Raw genomic sequence first — 21,101 nt, 5'->3', positions numbered from 1 at the left:
GCACAACCGTGCAGTGGACGAACCTGAGTGAGCAGACCGTGTACACGAACCGCTGGTTCGACGTGAATCTCGCCGATGTGGAACTTCCCGACGGCCGGCACCTGGACCACTTCGTGATCCGGCTGCGGCCGGTCGCCGTCGCCACGGCCGTCAACGAGGCCAACGAGGTGCTGCTGCTGTGGCGGCACCGGTTCATCACCGACAGCTGGGGCTGGGAGCTGCCCGCGGGCGTGGTCGAGGACGGCGAGGACATCGCGGACGCCGCGGCCCGGGAGATGGAGGAGGAGTCGGGCTGGCGGCCGGGGCCCCTCCACCACCTGATGACCGTCGAGCCGGCCAACGGGCTGACCGACGCCCGCCACCACCTCTACTGGGCCGACGGCGCGACGTACATCGGGCACCCCGAGGACGATTTCGAGTCCTCGCGCCGCGAATGGGTACCGCTCAAACTGGTGCCGGACATGATCGCGCGCGGCGAGATCCCGGCCGCCAACATGGCGGCCGGGCTGCTGCTCCTGCACCATCTGAGGCTCGGCTAGCGCAGGGCCGCGGGCCGCAGGGCGCGGGGGTCAGCCGTACGGGTAGAAGCCCGAGCCGGTCTTGCGGCCGAGGCGGCCCGCGTCGACCATCCGCTGGAGCAGCGGGGGAGCGGCGTACAGCGGCTCCTTGTACTCCGCGTACATCGAGTCGGCGATCGAGGCGATCGTGTCCAGGCCGATCAGGTCGGAGAGCTTGAGCGGACCCATCGGGTGGGCGCAGCCCAGCTCCATGCCGTTGTCGATGTCCTCGCGGCTCGCGATTCCGGACTCGAACATCCGGATGGCCGACAGCAGGTAGGGGACCAGGAGCGCGTTGACGACGAAGCCGGACCGGTCCTGGGCGCGGATCGCGTGCTTGCCCAGGACCTTCCCCACCAGGGCCTCGGCCCGCTTGATGGTCTCCTCGCTCGTGGTCAGCGCCGGGATCAGCTCGACGAGCTGCTGCACCGGGGCCGGGTTGAAGAAGTGGATGCCGATGACCTGGTCGGGCCGGGAGGTCGCGACGGCCAGCTTGACCAGCGGGATCGAGGAGGTGTTGGAGGCGAGGATCGCGTCCGGGCGGGTCATCACCTGGTCGAGGACCTGGAAGATCTCCGTCTTGACCTGCTCGTTCTCGACGACGGCCTCGATGACGAGGTCGCGGTCGGCGAACTCGCCGAGATCGGTGGTGAAGGTGAGGCGGGCCAGGGTGGCGTCCCGCTCCTCCTCGCTGATCTTGCCGCGTTCGGCGGCCTTGGTCAGGGAGTTGTGCAGCCGGGTGCGCCCGATCTCCAGGGCCTCGCCGGTGGTCTCGGCGACCTTCACCTCGAGGCCGCTGCGCGCGCACACCTCGGCGATGCCCGCGCCCATCTGGCCACAGCCCACTACGCCGACTCGAGTGATGTCGGAAGGGAGGTCAGTCACTTCGTGCCTTTCGCTGCTCATCCGTCGGCGGGTCCCCCGTGCTTCGCAGTGGTAACTGCATTCCGGCGCCCGCCACGCCCCACGACGTTACCCCCGACCTTGACCATGCCGGGGCGCCGGGGCGGGCATGCTGTCAGACGCAGGGCAATGTCACGCAACGGAACGGAGTCGCCACATGGCGTACATCAGGCGGCGGGGACTGCTGGCGGGGGCTGCCGGGCTGCTGGCCGCGGTGGGTGCGGTGGGCGGCGCGGGCCCGGCGCGGGCGGTCGAGGCGGCGCGGGGGCGTGGCGGGCGGAGGGGGGCGGCCGCCGAGTTCCGTGCGATGTGGATCGCCGCTGTGGAGAACGTCGACTGGCCCTCCGAGAGCGGGCTGGACTCCGAGGAGCAGCGGGGCGAGCTGACCGGCCTCCTCGACACCGCCGTCGCCCGCCGCCTGAACGCGGTGATCCTCCAGGTCCGGCCGACCGCCGACGCCATGTGGCCCGCCGCCCGGGAGCCCTGGTCGCAGTGGCTGACCGGGCAGCAGGGCGAGGACCCCGGCTGGGACCCGCTCGGTACCGCGGTCGCCGAAGCCCATGCCCGGGGGCTGGAACTGCACGCCTGGTTCAACCCGTACCGGGTGGCCAACCACACCGACCCGGAGCGCCTGGTCGCGGACCACCCGGCTCGGCGAAACCCCGGCTGGACGGTCCCGTACAACGGGAAGCTGTACTACAACCCCGGTCTGCCCGAGGTGCGCGCCTTCGTGCAGGAGGCCATGCTCGACGCCGTCTCCCGCTACGCGGTGGACGGGGTGCACTGGGACGACTACTTCTACCCGTACCCCGCCGAGGGGCAGGACTTCGACGACGACGACGCGTACGCGCGCCACGGTGGAGCCTTCGCCTCCCGCGCGGACTGGCGCCGCAACAACACCGACACGCTGGTCCGCGAGATGTCGGAGCGGCTGCGGTCGATCCGCCCGCAGGCGCGCTTCGGCGTCAGCCCCTTCGCGGTCTGGCGCAACAGCGACCGGGACCCGCTGGGTTCGCCCACGCAGGCCGGCGTCGAAACGTACGACGACCTGTACGCGGACACCCGCAAGTGGGTCCGGGAGGGCTGGATCGACTACATCGTGCCGCAGGCGTACTGGCAGATCGGCCACCCTGCCGCCGACTACGCGAAGATCGTGCCCTGGTGGGCGGACACCGTCGCCGGCACCGACGTGGCTCTGTACGTGGGCGAGGCGCTGTACCGCTGCGACCGCAACAGCGCCACCGCCGCGTGGCGCGATCCGGCGGAGCTGTCGAAGCATCTGACGTTCGCCCGCGGATACCCCGAGGTCCGCGGCCACGTCTACTTCTCGGCGAAGCAGGTGGTCGCGGACCCCAATGGAGCGATGGCCAGGGTCGTTGCCGACCATTACCCGACGGCCGTGCCGCCGCGCTGAGGCCGCGTCGGCCGTGTCAGCCGCGGCCGCGTCGCATCATTGCCTGGGCTCCGACGGGTGCTTGACGACGCAGTCCGGGCCCGGGGACATGACTGCCTCGTGACCGTCCGAGAAACGGACCCGGTAGGGCGGGGTGCCGTTCTCGCCGAGTACCTGAGTGATTTCACCGACCTTGTCGTGCTGCCCCACGATCCTGCCGTGCTGCACAAGCTGGTCGCCCTCGGTCGCGCGCATACTGACCTCCTCGGAGGCGGTCTGGATCCGGTGACAGCAGTTTACGGCGGATTGTGTGGTTTAAGCCCGTTGGGTCACGGCGATGCAGACCAGGACCGCGCAGGCGGCGGCCGGAGCGGCGGGGGAGAGGTGCTCGCCCAGCAGCGCCACCGACCAGACCAGGGTCAGCAGCGGCTGGGCGAGCTGGAGCTGGCTGGCGCGCGGGGCACCGATCTCCGCCATGCCGCGGTACCAGACGTACAGGCCGAGGAAGGTGGAGCCGGCGGCCGCCCACAGCAGACCGGCCAGCCCGTGACCGGTCAGGTGCACCGGCTCGTACGCGAGCCCCAGCGCGGTACCGGCCAGGCCGAGCGGCAGGCACAGCACCAGCGCCCAGCCGATGACCTGCCAGCCGGGCAGGACGCGGGCGAGGCGGCCTCCCTCCGTGTACCCGGCCGCGCAGACCAGCAGGGCCCCGAAGAGGTAGCCGTCGCCGGCCGAGAGGGCGCCGCCGCTCTGGGTCAGGGTGAAGCCGAGCACGACGGCGGCTCCGGCGACGGCCGCCCCCCAGAACCGGCGCGAGGGGCGGGCCCCGGTGCGCAGCGCGGACAGGGCGGCCGTGGTGAGCGGGAGCAGGCCGACCACGACGGCGGCGTGCGAGGTAGTGGAGGTGGTCAGCGCCAGCGTGGTGAGCAGCGGGAAGCCGACGACCACCCCGGCGGCGACGACGGCGAGGCCCGCCCAGTGCTCGCGGGCGGGCAGCGGCACGCGGCCGGCCAGCAGGAAGGAGCCCGCGATCAGGGCCGCGAGCACGGAGCGCACGGCGACGAAGGACCAGGGGCCGAAGCTCTCGAGGCCCCAGGCGGTGGCGGGGAAGGTCAGCGAGAAGGCGATGACGCCGAGCGCGGCGAGCGCGGTGCCTCCGGTGGCCCGGTGAGCCGGGTGGGCCGGGTGGCCCGGGCGGTCAACCGCTATCGAGGTCGGGAGAGTAGCGCTATTCTTTGCTGTCATGTACGAGCGTAGCAGCGTGGCCGAACTGGCAGAATCCCTGCGATCGGAGCTCAACCGCTACTCGGTGGGTGGAAAGCTCCCGTCGAGCCGAGCCCTCGTGGAGCGCTTCCGGGTCAGCCCCGTCACCGTCTCCCGCGCCCTCGCGCAGCTGGCCGCCGAGGGGCTGGTCGTCACCCGGCCCGGCGCCGGGGTGTTCCGGGCCCGGCCCCGGACGGCGGAGACCGCGCCCGGGGACACCTCCTGGCAGGAGGTCGCCCTCAGCGCGGAGGGCGACGGCGAGATCGTGCCGCGCTCGGTGGACGCCTCCGGGGTGCTGGCCTGTCTGGCCGCACCCCCGTCCGGGGTGATCGGGCTCAACAGCGGCTACCTGCACCCCTCCATCCAGCCCGAGCGGGCCATGGCCGCCGCGCTCGCCCGGGCCGGGCGGCGCCCCGGGGCCTGGGAACGGCCGCCCATGGAGGGGCTGCCCGAGCTGCGCGACTGGTTCGCCCGGGAGATCGGCGGAGCCGTCGCGGCCGCCGACGTACTGGTCACCGCGGCCGGGCAGAGTGCGCTGACCACCGCTCTGCGGGCGCTGGCCCCGCCCGGGGCGCCCGTCCTGGTGGAGTCCCCGACGTACCCCGGGCTGCTGGCCATCGCCCGCGCCTCCGGATGCCGGCCGGTGCCCGTCCCGGTGGATGCCGAGGGGGTCCGGCCGGAGCTGCTGGCCGCCGCCTTCGAAGCGACCGGGGCGCGGGTGTTCGTATGCCAGCCGCTGTTCCAGAACCCGACCGGTGCGGTGCTGGCTCCCGCGCGGCGGGTCGAGGTGCTGCGGATCGCACGGGCCGCCGGGGCCTTCGTCGTGGAGGACGACTACGCCCGGGCCCTCGGCCACGACGACGCCGGTCCGCTGCCCCCGACGCTGGCCGCCGAGGACCACGACGGAGTGGTCGTGCACGTCCGGTCCCTGACCAAGGCCACCTCGCCCAGCCTGCGGGTGGGCGCGCTCGCCGCCCGGGGCCCGGTGCTGGACCGGCTGCGAGCCATCCAGATCGTGGACAGCTTCTTCGTGCCCCGGCCCCTGCAGGAGGCCGCCCTGGAGCTGGTCGGGGCGCCCGCCTGGCCCCGCCACCTGAGGGCCGTCGCCGCCGAGCTGCGTCACCGGCGGGACGTGCTCGCGGGCGCGCTGCGCCGGGAGCTGCCGGGGCTGACCCTGCCCCATCTTCCCTCGGGCGGCTACCAGTTGTGGGCGAGGATGGCCGAGGGCGGCGACGACACGGCCTTCGCGGCGGCGGCCCTGCGCGCCGGGGTCGCGGTCGCCGCGGGCCGCCCGTACTTCTGTGCCGAGCCGCCGGGTCCGTACGTACGGCTCAGCTTCGCCGGGGTGTCCGGCGCGGGCGAGCTGAACGAAGCGGTCCGCCGGCTGCGCGGCGGAGCCGGCAACGCCGTCGGTCCGGGCGCTTGACCCCGTGCGGCATGCGGCCCACCATCGCCGCATGAATGTTCGGGTCTCGCTCGTCGCCGCAGCCCGTGGTTCCTCGCTGCTCGCCGAGCGCTTCGACGACGACCGCCCGCTGGACGGGGCGGGCTGGCGCGCGGTCGAATCCGCAGCGCGCGGGCTGGTGCCCCTGGGCGCCGCCGAGCTCCGCTACTGCTCGCCCAGCCCGCGCAGCCGGGCCACCGGGCAGGCCCTCGGGTACGCGCCGCTCGCCCAGCCCGCGCTGCGCGACTGCGACATGGGCCGCTGGCGCGGGCTGACCCTGGCCGAGGTGACGGAGCGCGAGCCCGGATCCGTGGACCTCTGGCTCACCGACCCCCTCGCCGCCCCGCACGGCGGCGAATCCCTGCTCGCGTTCATCTCCCGCATCGGCGGCTGGCTGGACACCCGGCCCGCCGACGACGGGGGCGCGATCGTGGCCGTGGCGGAGCCCTCGGTGGTCCGGGCGGCCCTGGTGTACGCACTGCAGGCGGCTCCGCTGACGTACTGGAACGTGGACGTCCGCCCGCTCTCCACGATCACCCTGACGGGCCGCTCGGGCCACTGGCACCTCTCGCTCCAGGCGCCCGCGTAGGCCGTGCCGTCGAAGTGGCGTCCGGCCGGCGGGGCCCGACACCAAAAGGGCTGGAACCGCACCGGCCCACCGCCCTAGCCTGCGGTGATGACCGGCATACAGATCACCACCCTCGCGCAGCGCCCCGAACTGGCCGAACGGCTCTGGGACATGAAGGACCCCTGGCCGGAGTTCGCCCAGCACGACTCCGTCGCCTGGCTCCTCTATCCGCGGATGACGCGGGAGCTGGCGGACTACGTCCTGGTCGCCACCGACGGCGATGCGGTCGTCGCCCGCGGGTACAGCGTGCCGTTCGCGCTGCACGCGCCGGGCCGGGACGGGGTGCTGCCCGCGCGGGGCTGGGACCAGGTCCTGATGTGGGCCTTCTCCGATCTGCGGCGCGGGATCGCCCCCGACACGGTGAGCGCCATCGAGATCACCGTGGCCACCGACCGGCAGGGCGAGGGCCTGTCCGCGCGGATGCTGGCCGCGATGCGGGACAACGCCCGCGGCCGGGGGTTCGCGGAGGTGGTGGCCCCGGTCCGGCCCAGCGGCAAGCCGGCCGAGCCGGACACCCCGATCCAGGAGTACGCGTACCGCACGCGCGAGGACGGTCTCCCGTACGACCCCTGGCTGCGGGTCCACGCCCGCGCGGGCGCGGTGATCGACTCGGTGGCCCCGCTGTCGATGACGATCACCGGATCGCTCGCGCAGTGGCGGGAGTGGACCGGGCTGCCCTTCGACGTGACGGGCCCGGTCCGGGTGCCGGGAGCCCTGGCCCCGGTCCGCTGCGAGTTCGAACAGGGCTACGCGGTGTACGTGGAGCCGAACGTCTGGGTCCGCCACGCGCTGGACCGGCCGGCGTAGCCCCGGTCCGTCCGGTCAGGGCGTGACGATCGCGAAGTCCGGGTCGGGTTCGGTGAGATGGCCGGTCAGCTCGGCGAGCCGGGCCGGGTCGCCGGAGACCTGGGCCCGGCCCTGGGCGACCAGGTCCGCGAGCGCGGCCCGGCCGAGCAGCAGGCCGCGCAGCGCAGGCTCGTCCAGGGTGATCTCGACGTCCGGTTCACCTGCGGCCGGCCCGAGGCCCCGTACGTGGGTGAGCACGCCGTTCTTCAGGCGCAGGGTGCTGGGACCCCGGCCGTCGCCGAGATGCCAGCGGACGGTGACGTCGGCGTCCCAGCTGCGCGGCCCGTCGACACGGATCGCGAGGGAGTCGAAGAGCTGGTCGAGCGTCAGGGTGTCGATCAGGTCCTCGGAAGCGGTGGTCGTGGGCGTGCCGACGGAGCCGTGGCGCAGTTCGAGCGCGCCGGTGAGGTAGAAGTTGCGCCAGGTGCCGTTCTCGCTGCCGTAGCCGAGCTGCTCCAGGGCATCGGCCTGGAGGGCGCGGGCCTCGGCGTTGCCGGGGTCGGCGAACAGGACGTGGTGGACGACCTCGGCGACCCAGCGGAAGTCGCCCTGGGCGTAGGACTGGCGGGCGCGGCGCAGCACCTCCCCGGCGCCGCCCATGAAGTCGACGTACCGGGTGGCGGCCTCGGCGGGCGGGTGGGCCCACAGGTGGGCCGGGTTGCCGTCGAACCAGCCCATGTACCGCTGGTAGACGGCCTTGGCGTTGTGGCTGACCGAGCCGTAGTACCCGTGGGTGTGCCAGGCGCGCTCCAACGCCGGGGGCAGCTGCATCCGCTCGGCGATCTCCGGCCCGGTGAGCCCCTGGTTGATCATGCGCAGCGTCTGGTCGTGGAGGTAGGCGTACAGGTCGCGCTGCTCGGAAAGGAAGGCGAGGGCCTCCTCCCGGCCCCAGACCGGCCAGTGGTGCGAGGCGAAGACGACGTCGGTGGCGGCGCCGAAGAGCTGCACGGCCTCGGTCAGGTAGTGGGCCCAGTCGTGCGGGTCGCGGACCTGGGCGCCGCGCAGCGTGAGCAGGTTGTGCAGGGTGTGGGTGGCGTTCTCGGCGGTGCACAGGGCGGCGTGGTCGGGGAAATGGATGTTGAGCTCGGCCGGGGCTTCGGTGCCCGGGGTCATCTGGAACACCATGCGGATGCCGTCGACGGTCTCGCTCTGCCCGGTGCGGGTGATGTGGACGGTCGGCGGGATGAGGGTGACCGTGCCCGTCGAGTTCGTGGGGCCCAGCCCCGAGCCGATCTGCCCGCGGGGACCCTTGGGCAGGGCGGCGCCGTACATGTAGGTGGCGCGGCGGCTCATGGCGGTGCCGGCGTAGACGTTCTCGCTGACGGCGTGCTCCAGGAACCCTTGCGGAGCGAGCACCGGCACGCCGGCCGCGACCTCCTCGACGCCGATCACGCCCTTGACGCCGCCGAAGTGGTCGGCGTGGCTGTGCGTGTACAGCACGCCGGTGACGGGGCGCTCCCCGCGGTGGCGGCGGTACAGCGCGAGCGCGGCGGCCGCGGTCTGCGTCGAGATGAGCGGGTCGATGACCAGGACGCCGCGCTCGCCCTCCACGACGGTCATGTTCGACAGGTCGAACCCGCGCACCTGGTAGATCCCCGGGACCACCTCGTACAGCCCGTGCCCCCTGGCCAGCCTGCTCTGGCGCCACAGACTCGGATGGGCCGTGGGCGGACAGTCCTCGTCGAGGAACCCGTAGGCGTCCAGATCCCACACCACACGGCCGTCGGCGTCCCGGATCTCGCTCTGTTCGGCCGTTCCCATGAATCCGCGGCGCTCGTTCTCCTGATCGCGGGTGTCGTCGAACGGCAGGTCCCGCAGCGCGGCATCGTTGGCCTCCGCGACGACGGCCTCGGCATCCCCGGACGAAGGCTTCACGGTGCAGTCCTCCCTCTGGGCGGGCCGGGGGGCCGGGGGGCCGGCGGACGCCGGTATCGGCGGGTCCTCACCCACCCTCGGCCCCCGCGGCCCGGGGCACCACTGAGCCTGCTCCATTCAGATCCCGGCGGGCTTTGCATAAAAGTGCGGCGGTACGTATAGTCATGCCATCGAGGAGGAGGGTCCGATGGTGGTACGTGTAGCGGTGGCCGGAGCGAGCGGGTACGCGGGCGGAGAGGTCCTGCGCCTGCTGCTCTCCCACCCCGAGGTGGAGATCGGCGCGCTGACCGGCAACTCCAACGCCGGGCAGCTCCTCGGCACCCTCCAGCCGCACCTCGTGCCGCTCGCGGGCCGGACCCTGGAGGCGACCACGCCCGAGGTCCTCGCCGGCCACGATGTCGTCTTCCTGGCCCTGCCCCACGGGCAGTCCGCCGCCGTCGCCGCCCAGCTCGGCGAGGACGTCCTCGTCATCGACATGGGCGCCGACCACCGGCTCAAGGACTCCGCCGACTGGGACGCGTTCTACGGCGCCCCGCACGCCGGCACCTGGCCCTACGGGCTCCCCGAGCTGCCCGGTTGCCGCGCCGCGCTGGAGGGGTCCAAGCGCATCGCGGTTCCCGGGTGCTTCCCGACCGCCGTCTCCCTCGCCCTGTTCCCGGCCTACGCCGCGCAGCTGGCCGAGCCGGAGGCCGTGATCGTCGCCGCCACCGGCACCTCGGGCGCCGGCAAGGCGCTCAAGCCGCACCTGCTCGGCTCCGAGGTCATGGGCTCGGTGAGCCCGTACGGGGTGGGCGGCGGGCACCGGCACACCCCGGAGATGGTGCAGAACCTCAGCCCGATCGCCGGGCAGAAGGTCTCCGTCTCCTTCACACCGACCCTCGTGCCGATGCCGCGCGGCATCCTGGCCACCTGCTCCGCCAAGGCCCTGCCCGGCACCACCGCCGACGCGGTGCGCGCCGCGTACGAGAAGGCGTACGCGGACGAGCCCTTCGTCCACCTGCTGCCCGCGGGCCAGTGGCCGGCGACCTCGTCCGTCCACGGTTCCAACGCCGTTCAGATCCAGGTCGCGTACGACGAGTCCGCACAGCGGATCATCGCGATCAGCGCCATCGACAACCTCACGAAGGGCACCGCCGGTGGCGCGGTGCAGAGCATGAACATCGCCCTCGGGCTCCCCGAAGAACTCGGGCTTTCCACGATCGGAGTCGCGCCGTGAGCGTTACGGCAGCACAGGGGTTCACGGCCGCGGGCGTCGCGGCCGGGATCAAGGCGAACGGCAACCCGGACCTGGCCCTCGTGGTCAACCACGGGCCGCGGCTGGCCGCAGCGGGCGTCTTCACCTCCAACCGCGTCAAAGCCGCGCCCGTGCTCTGGTCCGAGCAGGTCATGCGCGGCGCCACCGTCAGCGCGGTCGTCCTCAACTCCGGCGGCGCCAACGCCTGCACCGGCCCCAAGGGTTTCCAGGACACCCACGCCACCGCTGAGAAGGTGGCCGAGGCGCTGGGCGGCGAGCACAACGCCGGCGAGGTCGCCGTCGCGTCCACCGGCCTGATCGGCGTCCTGCTCCCCATGGACAAGCTGCTCCCCGGCATCGACACCGCCGTCGCGGCGCTCTCCGAGGACGGCGGCGAGGCCGCCGCCATCGCCATCAAGACCACCGACACCGTGCACAAGACGGCCACCGTCACCACGCAGGACGGCTGGACCGTCGGCGGCATGGCCAAGGGTGCGGGCATGCTCGCCCCGGGCCTGGCCACCATGCTCGTCGTCCTCACCACCGACGCCGACGTGGACAGCGGCACCCTCGACAAGGCGCTGCGCTCCGCCACCCGCACCACCTTCGACCGGGTCGACTCCGACGGCTGCATGTCCACCAACGACACGGTGCTGCTGCTCGCCTCCGGGGCCTCCGGCCAGGTGCCGGCGTACGAGGCCTTCGCGGAGGCCGTACGGACCGTCTGCGACGACCTCGCCCGCCAGCTGATCGGCGACGCCGAGGGCGCCAGCAAGGACATCCGCATCGAGGTCGTCGGCGCGCTCACCGAAGGCGACGCGGTCGAGGTCGGCCGGTCCATCGCCCGCAACAACCTGCTCAAGTGCGCCATCCACGGCGAGGACCCCAACTGGGGCCGGGTGCTCTCCGCCATCGGCACCACCCGGGCCGCCTTCGACCCGGACCGGCTGAACGTGGCCATCAACGGCGTCTGGGTCTGCAAGAACGGCTCGGTCGGCGAGGACCGCGACCTGGTCTCCATGAAGGAGCGCGAGGTCCGCATCACCGCCGACCTGGCGACCGGCTCCGAGTCCGCCGTGATCTGGGCCAACGACCTGACCGCCGAGTACGTCCACGAGAACAGCGCCTACAGCTCATGAGCGACGAGAAGGCCGGGCAGCCCGGCACCGGAACCGCCCGCAAGCACACCGCGCTGCCGAAGGCGCAGATCCTCATCGAGGCCCTGCCCTGGCTCACCCGTCACAACGGGAAGGTCGTCGTCATCAAGTTCGGCGGCAACGCCATGATCGACGAGGACCTCAAGGCCGCCTTCGCCCAGGACGTGGTCTTCCTGCGGCAGGCCGGCCTCAAGCCGGTCGTGGTGCACGGCGGCGGCCCCCAGATCAACGCCCAGCTCGACAAGCAGGGCCTGGTCAGCGAGTTCAAGGCCGGCCTGCGCGTGACGACCCCCGAGGCCATGGACGTCGTACGGATGGTCCTGGCGGGGCAGGTCCAGCGCGAGCTGGTCGGGCTGCTCAACGAGCACGGGCCGCTCGCCGTCGGCATGACCGGCGAGGACGCCCACACCATCACCGCGACCCGGCACACCCCGGAGATCGACGGCGAGCTCGTCGACATCGGCCGGGTCGGCGAGATCACCGCCATCGACACGGGCGCGATCGAGGCGCTGCTGGCGGACGGCCGGATCCCGGTCATCTCCTCCATCGCGCGCAGCGCCGACGACCACCACGTGTACAACGTGAACGCCGACACGGCGGCGGCGGCGCTCGCCGCCGCGCTGGGCGCCGAGACGCTGATGGTGCTCACCGACGTCGAGGGCCTCTACGCGGACTGGCCCAACAGCGACGAGGTCATCAGCCGGCTCACCGTCAGCGAGCTGGAGAAGCTGCTGCCCGAGCTGTCCAGCGGCATGGTGCCCAAGATGGAGGGCTGCCTGCACGCCGTCCGCGGCGGCGTGAGCACGGCCCGCGTGATCGACGGGCGGGTCCCGCACTCCATCCTGCTGGAGATCTTCACCGACGAGGGAATCGGCACGATGGTCGTGCCCGACGCACAGGGAGGGGTGCGCACATGACGGGACATCAGGAGACCGGCGGCCAGGGGACCGGCAATCAGCGGTACGGCGCCCGCTGGCAGGACACGCTGACCAACAACTACGGCACCCCCGCGCTGGCCCTCGTACGCGGCGAGGGCGCGCAGGTCTGGGACGCGGACGGCAGGCAGTACACCGACTTCGTCGGCGGAATCGCGGTCAATGCGCTCGGCCACGCCCACCCGGCGATCGTCGAAGCCGTGACCCGGCAGATCTCCACCCTCGGCCACGTCTCCAACCTCTACGCCTCCGAGCCGGTCCTCGCGCTCGGCGAGCGGCTGCTCCAGCTGTTCGGGCGCCACGGCCGGATTTTCTTCTGCAACTCCGGAGCCGAGGCCGTCGAGGCCGCCTTCAAGATCGGCCGGCTGACCGGGCGGACCCACATGGTCGCCACCGACGGGGGCTTCCACGGCCGGACCATGGGCGCCCTCGCGCTCACCGGCCAGCCCAAGAAGCAGGCCCCGTTCCTGCCGCTGCCCGGCGATGTCACGCACGTCCCGTACGGCGACGCGGAAGCCCTGCGAGCTGCCGTCACCGAAGAGACCGCGCTGGTGGTCATCGAGCCGGTCCAGGGCGAGAACGGTGTCGTCGTGCCCCCGGCCGGTTACCTGACGGCCGCCCGGGAGATCACCCGGGCCACCGGCACCCTGCTCGTCCTCGACGAGGTGCAGACCGGCATCGGGCGCTGCGGCCACTGGTTCGAGCACCAGGCCCACGAGGGCGTGGAGCCCGATCTCGTCACGCTCGCGAAGGGGCTGGGCGGCGGTCTGCCGATCGGCGCCGTCGCCGTCTTCGGGCCCGCCGCGGACCTGCTCCAGCCCGGCCAGCACGGCACCACGTTCGGCGGGAACCCCGTCGCGTGCGCCGCCGGCCTCGCCGTCATCGACACCATCGCCGCCGACGGCCTGCTCGACCGGGTCAAGGCGCGGGGGGAGCGGCTGCGCTCCGGAATCGAGGCTGCCGGGCACCCGCTGGTCTCCCATGTCCGTGGTGAGGGCCTTCTCCTGGGTATCGTGCTGACCGGACCGCTCGCACCGCAGGTGCAGCAGGCGGCCCAAGATGCCGGCTTCCTGGTCAACGCGCCCGCCCCCGACGTCGTACGGCTCATGCCGCCGTACGTACTCTCCGAGGCCGAGGCGGACGCGTTCGTCCGGGCCCTGCCCGGCATCCTCGACGCAGCCAACGGGGACGGACACACCGGGGAATGAGACGACGATGAGCCACGCGCAGGACCACGAGGAGTGGGGCTCCCCCCGGACCGAGACCGGGGGCGGCCCGTCCGTTCCGCAGACCCGCACCGCCCGCCACCGCCGGATCGTGGACATCCTCAACCGGCAGCCGGTCCGCTCGCAGAGCCAGCTGGCCAAACTGCTCGCCGACGACGGGCTGAGCGTCACCCAGGCGACGCTCTCCCGCGACCTCGACGAGCTGGGCGCGGTGAAGATCCGCAACACCGGCGGCGAGCTGATCTACGCGGTGCCCAGCGAGGGCGGTTTCCGCACCCCGCAGGCCCCGCTCGGCGAGTCGGCGAAGGAGGAGCGCATGCGGCGCCTCTCCGGGGAGCTGCTGATCTCGGCGGAGGCCTCCGCGAACCTCGTCGTCCTGCGCACCCCGCCGGGGGCGGCCCAGTTCCTCGCTTCAGCGATCGACCAGGCCGAACTCCGCGAGATCCTGGGCACGATCGCCGGTGACGACACGTTGATGCTGATCAGCCGCGACCCGTCCGGCGGCCAGGCCCTCGCGGACCATCTGCTGCGCCTGGCGCAGAAGGAGGGCTGAGCCGCACCGGTCCCCGCTCCCGGGAAATCCGATGTCGGGTCCGGCGCCGGCGCACGTAGCCTCGGGGCGTGCATGAACTCGCCTTGTCCGCAGTCGTATCGGCCGTCACCGCCGCCGTGTACGCGGTCATCGGTCTGCGGGGCCGGCGCGGGGCCCGGATCCACCGGGAGGCCGTCGCGCTCGTCGCCGCGCTGGACCTGGACCCGTACCACGCCGCCTCGCTGAAGAACGAGGCGACCGAGGCCGCGGCCGCCGAGCTGCTGCTCGACCGGTACGTCGACGTCGACGCCGAGGGTGCGGTGTGGCTCGCCGGCGCCGGACACGAGCCCAGCCGCACACCGGCGCACCCGGTGCCGGCCGCCCTGCTGGCCGCCGTACGCCGGCACGATCCGGCGCCGGTCTCGCTCGGCTGGATCGAGCGGGGCGACGAGGCGTACCGGGAGGCGACCGCCGCCCACCGCGCCGAGCAGGACGCCCGCCTGCCGGAGATACCCCGGATGCCACAGCCCGCGGACGGCTCCGTCCGGTCCTGCTGCGGCTGCACGGGCCTCGTGCTGCTGCTGATGGTCTGGGCCGGTGCAGGCATAGTGGTCCTGGAAGCCCACCATCAGGGCGTCCTGGAATGGGGCGCGACGGTGGTGACCACCCTGTGCCTGGCGGCGCTCTGGCGGGCCGAGGCGGTGGCGAACAGGATCCGGGACCGTACGGCCGGCAGGAACCCACTGGACGAACGCCTGCGCGAAGAGACGCATCCCGCACAGGCCGCGCTGGACGGGGAGCAGCGGCGCCGGTTGCTCCTGAGCAAGGGGGACCGGACCCGCTGGCGCGGCCTCGACGGGGGTTGGGACGAGGACGAGGACCTCGGAGAGTGGGGCGGACTCGACCCGGAGGAACACTGGGACCTGGGTCCGGACGCGTACCGGTATGTGGCCGCCGACGAGGAGGCCGACGAGGAGGCCGCCGAGGCCGCCGATGAGCCCCTTTCGCCGCCCGGGATCCCGCACCCTCGCTGAGCGGCCTTAGTAGCGGGTCACGGCGAGGGCCCCCTCCTGTGTGCCGATCGCGATGTGCGGCCGGCGGCGCGGATCGGCCCAGCGCAGGATCGCGCGCATCGCCCGCTCCGGCACGGACACGCAACCGGCCGTCGCCCCCTTGCCGTTGACGTGCAGGAAGATGCCCGCGCCCCGGCCGTGCACCGGCCGGTCGTAGTTGAAGCCGATGACCAGCGCATGGGCGTACTGCTCCTCGTACGCGACCAGGTGCTCCGCCTCGCCCGGGGCGCAGTCCGCGGGCAGCGGCTCCACCCAGCGGTTGTAGCTGACCGAGGCGTTGTCCTGGCACCACCAGGAGCGGTCCGTGACGTTCCGGTAGCGGACCTCCGTCCCGGCGGGTGCGCGCTTGATGCCGAACGCGTACGGGAGGTCGTACAGGCCCGTCGGCGTCGTGTTCGTGCCCTGGGTACGGGTCGCACCCTCGGTCAGGCCGTTCGCGCCGAAGCGCGCCTCGACGCTGCCGGCTTCGAACCAGCGGCCCGCCCACCGGTCCCACCAGGTCACCCGCCCCGTGGTGGCTCCGGGCGCGGGCGCGACGGCGGTGATCAGCTGGCTGCCGCCGCCGGTGTCGGCGAGACGGGCCGGCAGCGGCGCGGACCCGTACGGGCCCTGCGGGAGCAGGCTGGTGACGATCAGTGAGCCGGTGACGAGAGCGGTACGCAGCACATGTCAGACAGTACGGGGCGGAAGGGGCACGGGCAGCGCAGGCAGGCCGTCGAGGCTCACTGCGACCTTCTTCTCGCAGTACTGGCCGAACTCCTCGTCCGTCTTGCGGCCGAAGTACTCCGCGTGGAGGGTGCGCTCGCCCTGGTACTCCATGAAGGGGACGGCGTACCCGCACACGTCCGCGATGCGGCGGGCGTGGACGAGGATGATCGCCCGTGCCCCGGGCCCGTCGGCCTCCCCGAACAGGCCCATCAGCTCACCCCAGCGGGGGTCGTCGCGGAAGACCGCCTCGCCCTCCCCGTGGATGCGCACGATGTTGGGCGGGCCGCTGAACGCGCACCACATCAGGGTGATCCGGCCGTTCTCGCGGACGTGGGCGATGGTCTCGGCGCCGCTGCCGCCGAAGTCGAGGTAGGCGAGGGTCTGCTCGTCGATGACGACGAGCGTTCCCGCGCGGCCCTTGGGGGACAGGTTGACGTGGCCGTCACCAGCCAGTGGTGCGGTCGCGGTGAAGAAGACCGGCTGCTCCTCGATGAACTTGCGGAGCCGGCCGTCTATGCGTTCGTAGAGCTTTCCCATGATCCGATTATCGGCCAGAACGGCCGGTTCAGGCCGGGGAATTTCACTCCCACAGCTCGCGACGGGCACGCCACAGCCGCCGGTCCTCGTCGTGCGGCGACCTCGTGAGCAGCGCGTCCAGTTCTGCGCAGTCGTTCTCCTGCAGGCCCAGGCGGGTGCGCCACCACCGCAGCCGGCGGACGGGGAGCACGTACGCCGACGCCGCCAGCAGCGCGCCGAGCTCCGTGCGCTCCGCCTGTCCCTCCTGCAGGGAGTGGAGCCAGTTCCACGCTTCCACCGTGTCCGCCGCGAGCCGGCGCAGGCCCGGGTCGCGGTCCGTCGACAGGGCCACCGCGGCCCGCAGCGCGGCGATTCCCCCCTGGGCCTGCAACACGCGGAACGCGGCGCGCCGGTTGTGCAGACGCCGGTCGGGGGCGGTACGGGCCGCCAGCCAGGCGGAGTCCAGCCGCCGGGCCACGGGGCGCAGGCAGAGCGCGGCCTCGCGGGCCACCGACGCCGAACCGTCGTCCAGCAGCGGGAGCAGTGCCGCGTCGTCGGGGGTGGCGTCCATCCGGCGCAGCCCGGCCAGGGCGGCGGCCCGTACCGCGTCGACGGGATGCTTCAGCAGCGGGCTCAGCAGCGGCGCGTCGGCTCGCGGGGCGCACTCGGAGAACCCGTCCACCGCGTACCGGCTGACGCGCTCGGGGTCCGTGACGAGCCCGCGGTAGTGCGCGTACGGGTCGCCGCCGTCCTGGCGCAGCAGCCAGCGCGCGCAGGCCCGTACGAGAGCGGACCGGTCGGCGAGGTGCCGGTAGGCCTCCGCCGCCCGGCCGGCCCGGCGCAGGGCGGTGACCCCGGCGGCCCGGACCATCGGGACGCGGCTGCCGAGCAGGGTGTCGACCGCCTCGTCGTCCGGTCCGTCGGCGGCCATCGCGAGGGCGGCGTCGGTCCACAGCCGGCCCGTCGCCGGGTCCTGTTCCGCGGCGGCCCGCCGGGCGAGCTCCCGCACGCCGAGCCGGCCGTCGGCGAGGGTGAGGCGGGCGACGAACCGCCGGGTCGGCAGGTCCACCGTCTCGCCGAGGTGGTCCAGGATGCGGGCGCGCTGCTCCGGGGTCAGGGAGCTCCAGCTCCACGTCGTCGAGGGCCGCCCGGGGCGCCACCATGCGGCGAGGAGGGAGTACCGGCCGCTCAGGGCGGCCTCCAGCTGCGCCACCGCCCAGGCGCCGTGCTCGCGCCGCCCCAGTCGCAGGGCGAGAGGGAAGAGGGCCATCAGCATGGGCTCGGGGTTCTTGGCCACGATCCTGCCGAGCACCCGCCGGGCGCGCTCCCGCACCGCCGGAACCCAGTCGGCGCACCGGATCAGGACGAGCAGGAGCGGCGGGTTGCGCCAGGCAGCGAGGGCGGCGGCCCGGACCTGCCCGTCGGGGTGGCACAGCCGGGCCTCGATCCGGTCGCTGTGCAGGGGCTCGTACGAGCGGGAGGCCAGGCGCCGCACCTCCTCGTCGAAGGCGATCCAGGATTCCGGCTGGTGCCAGAGGAACCTTTCGGTGAACACGTCGGTGTCCGGGCGCAGCAGCAGCACCCGTGTCACGTCGGAAACCCGGGTGTCCGCGCTCCGCATCAGCGCCAGCGCCGCGTCGTGCCCCCGTGCGATGTCCTGCCGTATGAGCTGCATGCGCCCTCCCCCGAATCAACGTGCCTGCTGATCGTAGGCGGCCGCTCGCGATCCCCGCTCCTGATATCCGGGCTGGTCAGCGGCGCGACGACGGACTCGATTGACGAAACATACGGGCTACTGCATAGTTATGCCTACGAGGATGCACCGTGCAAGAGACGCAGCGTGTAAGGAGAAGCCCGTGACCGAGCGCGTTGTACTCGCCTACTCAGGCGGTCTGGACACCTCCGTCGCCATCGGCTGGATCGCCGAGGAGACGGGCGCCGAGGTCATCGCCGTCGCGGTGGACGTCGGCCAGGGCGGCGAGGACCTGGACGTCATCCGCAAGCGCGCGCTCGCCTGCGGTGCCGTCGAGGCCGAGGTCGCGGACGCCAAGGACGAATTCGCCGATGAGTACTGCCTCCCGGCGATCAAGGCGAACGCCCTCTACATGGACCGCTACCCGCTGGTCTCGGCCCTCTCCCGGCCGGTCATCGTCAAGCACCTGGTCGCCGCCGCCCACAAGCACGGCGCCTCGACCGTCGCCCACGGCTGCACCGGCAAGGGCAACGACCAGGTCCGCTTCGAGGCCGGCATCGCCGCCCTCGGCCCCGACCTCACCTGCATAGCCCCGGTCCGCGACTACGCCATGACCCGGGACAAGGCCATCGCCTTCTGCGAGGCCAAGGACCTCCCGATCGCGACCACCAAGAAGTCCCCGTACTCCATCGACCAGAACGTCTTCGGGCGCGCCGTCGAGACCGGCTTCCTCGAGGACATCTGGAACGCACCGATCGAGGACATCTACGCGTACACGGCCGACCCGGCCGAGCCGCGAGAGGCCGACGAGGTCGTCATCTCCTTCAAGGCGGGCGTCCCGGTCGCCGTCGACGGCAGGCCCGTCACCGTGCTCCAGGCGATCCAGCAGCTCAACGAGCGGGCCGGCGCCCAGGGCATCGGCCGGATCGACATCGTCGAGGACCGCCTCGTGGGCATCAAGTCCCGGGAGGTCTACGAGGCCCCCGGCGCGATCGCACTGATCACGGCGCACCAGGAGCTGGAGAACGTCACCGTCGAGCGCGAACTGGCCCGCTACAAGCGGCAGGTCGAGCAGCGCTGGGGCGAGCTGGTCTACGACGGCCTGTGGTTCTCCCCGCTCAAGCGGGCCCTGGACGGTTTCATCAACGAGGCCAACCAGCACGTCACCGGTGACATCCGGATGACCCTGCACGGCGGCCGCGGAGTCGTCACCGGCCGCAAGTCGCACGAGTCGCTGTACGACTTCAACCTCGCGACCTACGACTCCGGCGACACCTTCGACCAGTCCAAGGCGCAGGGGTTCATCGAGATCTTCGGCCTCTCGGCGAAGATCGCGGCGCGCCGCGACCTCGCCTGACGGACCAGCAGTACCCGACTGCCTCCCCGTTTCCTCCGCGGCGGGGAGGCAGTTTCACATCCGAAGCCCATGTACATGCAGTCTTGAGGAGCAGTAGCTGTGAGCAGCAACAACGGTGGTGACGTCCGGCTCTGGGGCGGCCGGTTCGCCGACGGCCCGGCCGAGGCCCTCGCCAAGCTGTCCGCGTCGGTCCACTTCGACTGGCGCCTCGCGCCGTACGACATCGCAGGATCCCGCGCCCACGCCCGGGTCCTCGCCAAGGCGGGCCTGCTCACGGCGGACGAGCTCGACCGCATGATCGCCGGCCTCGACCAGCTCGAAGCCGACGTCGCCGACGGCTCCTTCACCGGCACCATCGCCGACGAGGACGTCCACACGGCCCTGGAGCGGGGCCTGTTGGAGCGGCTCGGCGCCGACCTCGGCGGCAAGCTGCGCGCCGGCCGGTCCCGCAACGACCAGGTGGCCACCCTCTTCCGGATGTACCTGCGCGACCACGCCCGGATCGTCGGCGGCCTGATCGCGGAGCTGCAGGACGCACTGGTCGGCCTCGCCGAGACGCACCACGACGTGGCCATGCCCGGCCGGACCCACCTCCAGCACGCGCAGCCGGTGCTCTTCGCGCACCACGTACTGGCCCACGTGCAGTCGCTGTCCCGGGACGCGGAGCGGCTGCGGCAGTGGGACACCCGGACCGCGGTCTCCCCGTACGGCTCCGGCGCACTGGCCGGCTCCTCGCTGGGGCTGGACCCGGAGGCGGTCGCCGCCGACCTGGGCTTCGAGCGCGGCTCGGTCGGCAACTCGATCGACGGCACGGCATCCCGCGACTTCGTCGCCGAGTTCGCCTTCATCACCGCGATGATCGGGATCAACCTGTCCCGGATCGCGGAGGAGATCATCATCTGGAACACGAAGGAGTTCTCCTTCGTGACCCTGCACGACGCCTTCTCGACCGGGTCGTCGATCATGCCGCAGAAGAAGAACCCCGACATCGCGGAGCTGGCGCGCGGCAAGTCGGGCCGGCTCATCGGCAACCTGACGGGCCTGCTGGCCACCCTCAAGGCGCTGCCGCTGGCGTACAACCGCGACCTGCAGGAGGACAAGGAGCCGGTCTTCGACTCCTGCGACACCCTCGAGGTCCTGCTCCCGGCCTTCACCGGGATGATGGCCACCCTCACGGTCAACCGGGAGCGGATGGAGGAGCTCGCTCCGGCCGGGTTCTCGCTCGCCACGGACATCGCGGAGTGGCTGGTCAAGCAGGGCGTGCCGTTCCGGGTGGCGCACGAGGTGGCCGGCGAGTGCGTGAAGGAGTGCGAGGGGCTGGGGATCGAGCTGGACGAGCTCACGGAAGAGCAGTTCGCGAAGATCTCGGAGCACCTGACGCCGGAGGTCCGTACGGTCCTCAACGTGCCCGGCGCCCTCGCCTCGCGCAACGGCCGGGGCGGCACCGCCCCCTCGGCGGTCGCCAAGCAGCTCGCGGAGCTGAAGGCGGACCTGGTCATCCAGCACGCCTGGGCGACCCACAAGCAGTAGCCGCACGGCGCTGCCCCCGTACGTCCGCGGCCTTGCGGCCCGCACGCCCGTAGGCCCTCCGGGGTCCGGGCCTTGTACGTCCGCACGCCGCGGGATGCCCGGAGGGGGGGGGGGGGGGCAGGGGGGGGGGGACCCCCCCCCTCTCCTTTTCCTCCTCGCTTCCCCCCCCCCGCTGCTCCGTTTTTTCTTTTTTTTGGGGCACTCTCCCCCCCCCGCCCCTTCTCCCCAACT

The 21,101-nt window shown here is 72.7% G+C and carries 20 protein-coding genes; 13 read left to right on the top strand and 7 right to left on the bottom strand.

The window, feature by feature from the left end:
* Positions 1–8 precede the first annotated feature (8 nt).
* A complete protein-coding gene (locus tag ACZ5WG_RS33430; protein WP_468728138.1) occupies positions 9–539 on the top strand; it encodes an NUDIX hydrolase in 531 nt (176 codons plus the stop codon).
* Between the two features lie 30 nt (positions 540–569).
* Here the strand turns inward: ACZ5WG_RS33430 and ACZ5WG_RS33425 are convergent, their stop codons facing one another.
* Positions 570–1,463, bottom strand: a complete 894-nt coding sequence (locus ACZ5WG_RS33425) for a 3-hydroxybutyryl-CoA dehydrogenase (RefSeq protein ID WP_266668698.1) — start codon at positions 1,461–1,463, stop codon at positions 570–572.
* 154 nt (positions 1,464–1,617) lie between these two features.
* Between ACZ5WG_RS33425 and ACZ5WG_RS33420 the strand changes: the two genes are divergently transcribed.
* On the top strand, positions 1,618–2,874 hold the full coding sequence (locus ACZ5WG_RS33420; protein WP_468728137.1) for a glycoside hydrolase family 10-like protein: 1,257 nt from the start codon (positions 1,618–1,620) through the stop codon (positions 2,872–2,874).
* A gap of 36 nt (positions 2,875–2,910) precedes the next feature.
* Here the strand turns inward: ACZ5WG_RS33420 and ACZ5WG_RS33415 are convergent, their stop codons facing one another.
* Positions 2,911–3,108, bottom strand: a complete 198-nt coding sequence (locus ACZ5WG_RS33415) for a DUF1918 domain-containing protein (protein ID WP_468728135.1) — start codon at positions 3,106–3,108, stop codon at positions 2,911–2,913.
* 60 nt (positions 3,109–3,168) lie between these two features.
* Entirely contained in the window at positions 3,169–4,098 is a 930-nt protein-coding gene (locus ACZ5WG_RS33410) for a DMT family transporter (protein ID WP_468728134.1), read from the bottom strand.
* Between ACZ5WG_RS33410 and ACZ5WG_RS33405 the strand changes: the two genes are divergently transcribed.
* The 3 genes from ACZ5WG_RS33405 (at position 4,097) to ACZ5WG_RS33395 (ending at position 6,995) form a co-directional block, all read left to right on the top strand.
* Entirely contained in the window at positions 4,097–5,542 is a 1,446-nt protein-coding gene (locus ACZ5WG_RS33405) for an aminotransferase-like domain-containing protein (protein ID WP_468728132.1), read from the top strand. The two genes, ACZ5WG_RS33410 and ACZ5WG_RS33405, sit on opposite strands and share 2 nt — an antisense overlap.
* A 31-nt stretch (positions 5,543–5,573) precedes the next feature.
* Positions 5,574–6,149 (top strand): histidine phosphatase family protein, encoded by a 576-nt coding sequence (locus tag ACZ5WG_RS33400; RefSeq protein ID WP_468728131.1) that lies wholly within the window; start codon positions 5,574–5,576, stop codon positions 6,147–6,149.
* An 87-nt stretch (positions 6,150–6,236) separates the two neighbouring features.
* Positions 6,237–6,995 carry an N-acetyltransferase gene (locus tag ACZ5WG_RS33395; protein WP_468728129.1) on the top strand — a complete coding sequence of 253 codons (759 nt, stop codon included), beginning with the start codon at positions 6,237–6,239 and terminating at the stop codon, positions 6,993–6,995.
* 15 nt (positions 6,996–7,010) lie between these two features.
* On the opposite strand, the gene ACZ5WG_RS33390 is transcribed toward ACZ5WG_RS33395, so the two are convergent.
* Positions 7,011–8,795, bottom strand: a complete 1,785-nt coding sequence (locus ACZ5WG_RS33390) for an alkyl/aryl-sulfatase (RefSeq protein WP_468728361.1) — start codon at positions 8,793–8,795, stop codon at positions 7,011–7,013.
* 301 nt (positions 8,796–9,096) lie between these two features.
* On the opposite strand from ACZ5WG_RS33390, the gene argC reads away from it, so the two are divergent.
* The 6 genes from argC to ACZ5WG_RS33360 all read left to right on the top strand — a co-directional run bounded on the left by argC (position 9,097) and on the right by ACZ5WG_RS33360 (position 15,027).
* On the top strand, positions 9,097–10,125 hold the full coding sequence (gene argC, locus ACZ5WG_RS33385) for an N-acetyl-gamma-glutamyl-phosphate reductase (protein WP_468728128.1): 1,029 nt from the start codon (positions 9,097–9,099) through the stop codon (positions 10,123–10,125).
* Entirely contained in the window at positions 10,122–11,282 is a 1,161-nt protein-coding gene (argJ, locus tag ACZ5WG_RS33380) for a bifunctional glutamate N-acetyltransferase/amino-acid acetyltransferase ArgJ (RefSeq protein ID WP_468728126.1), read from the top strand. Before argC ends, argJ begins: the two co-directional genes overlap by 4 nt.
* Entirely contained in the window at positions 11,279–12,217 is a 939-nt protein-coding gene (gene argB, locus ACZ5WG_RS33375; RefSeq protein ID WP_266630902.1) for an acetylglutamate kinase, read from the top strand. The genes argJ and argB overlap by 4 nt, the downstream gene beginning before the upstream one ends.
* Complete coding sequence (locus ACZ5WG_RS33370) at positions 12,214–13,443, top strand: acetylornithine transaminase (RefSeq protein WP_468728125.1); 1,230 nt, start codon at positions 12,214–12,216, stop codon at positions 13,441–13,443. The genes argB and ACZ5WG_RS33370 overlap by 4 nt, the downstream gene beginning before the upstream one ends.
* A 7-nt stretch (positions 13,444–13,450) precedes the next feature.
* On the top strand, positions 13,451–14,014 hold the full coding sequence (locus ACZ5WG_RS33365; protein WP_468728124.1) for an arginine repressor: 564 nt from the start codon (positions 13,451–13,453) through the stop codon (positions 14,012–14,014).
* 68 nt (positions 14,015–14,082) lie between these two features.
* Entirely contained in the window at positions 14,083–15,027 is a 945-nt protein-coding gene (locus tag ACZ5WG_RS33360; RefSeq protein ID WP_468728122.1) for a hypothetical protein, read from the top strand.
* A gap of 6 nt (positions 15,028–15,033) precedes the next feature.
* Here ACZ5WG_RS33360 and ACZ5WG_RS33355 read toward each other — a convergent pair whose 3' ends face one another.
* From ACZ5WG_RS33355 to ACZ5WG_RS33345, 3 genes are read right to left on the bottom strand one after another with little or no spacing between them, the layout of a single operon-like run.
* Positions 15,034–15,729 carry a L,D-transpeptidase family protein gene (locus ACZ5WG_RS33355; RefSeq protein ID WP_468728360.1) on the bottom strand — a complete coding sequence of 232 codons (696 nt, stop codon included), beginning with the start codon at positions 15,727–15,729 and terminating at the stop codon, positions 15,034–15,036.
* A 6-nt stretch (positions 15,730–15,735) separates the two neighbouring features.
* Positions 15,736–16,311, bottom strand: a complete 576-nt coding sequence (locus ACZ5WG_RS33350) for a pyridoxamine 5'-phosphate oxidase family protein (RefSeq protein WP_468728121.1) — start codon at positions 16,309–16,311, stop codon at positions 15,736–15,738.
* A gap of 43 nt (positions 16,312–16,354) precedes the next feature.
* Positions 16,355–17,965 (bottom strand): hypothetical protein, encoded by a 1,611-nt coding sequence (locus tag ACZ5WG_RS33345; protein WP_468728119.1) that lies wholly within the window; start codon positions 17,963–17,965, stop codon positions 16,355–16,357.
* Between the two features lie 181 nt (positions 17,966–18,146).
* On the opposite strand from ACZ5WG_RS33345, the gene ACZ5WG_RS33340 reads away from it, so the two are divergent.
* Positions 18,147–19,340 (top strand): argininosuccinate synthase, encoded by a 1,194-nt coding sequence (locus ACZ5WG_RS33340; RefSeq protein WP_468728118.1) that lies wholly within the window; start codon positions 18,147–18,149, stop codon positions 19,338–19,340.
* Between the two features lie 99 nt (positions 19,341–19,439).
* The gene (gene argH / locus ACZ5WG_RS33335) at positions 19,440–20,870 is read left to right on the top strand and encodes an argininosuccinate lyase (RefSeq protein ID WP_468728117.1); all 1,431 of its coding nucleotides are present in this window, start codon (positions 19,440–19,442) and stop codon (positions 20,868–20,870) included.
* Positions 20,871–21,101 lie beyond the last annotated feature (231 nt).

This window comes from Streptomyces sp. NPDC032745 (assembly GCF_055579465.1).
Note: the sequence above shows the minus strand (reverse complement) of the source record. Positions and strands in the feature narration are given on the sequence as shown.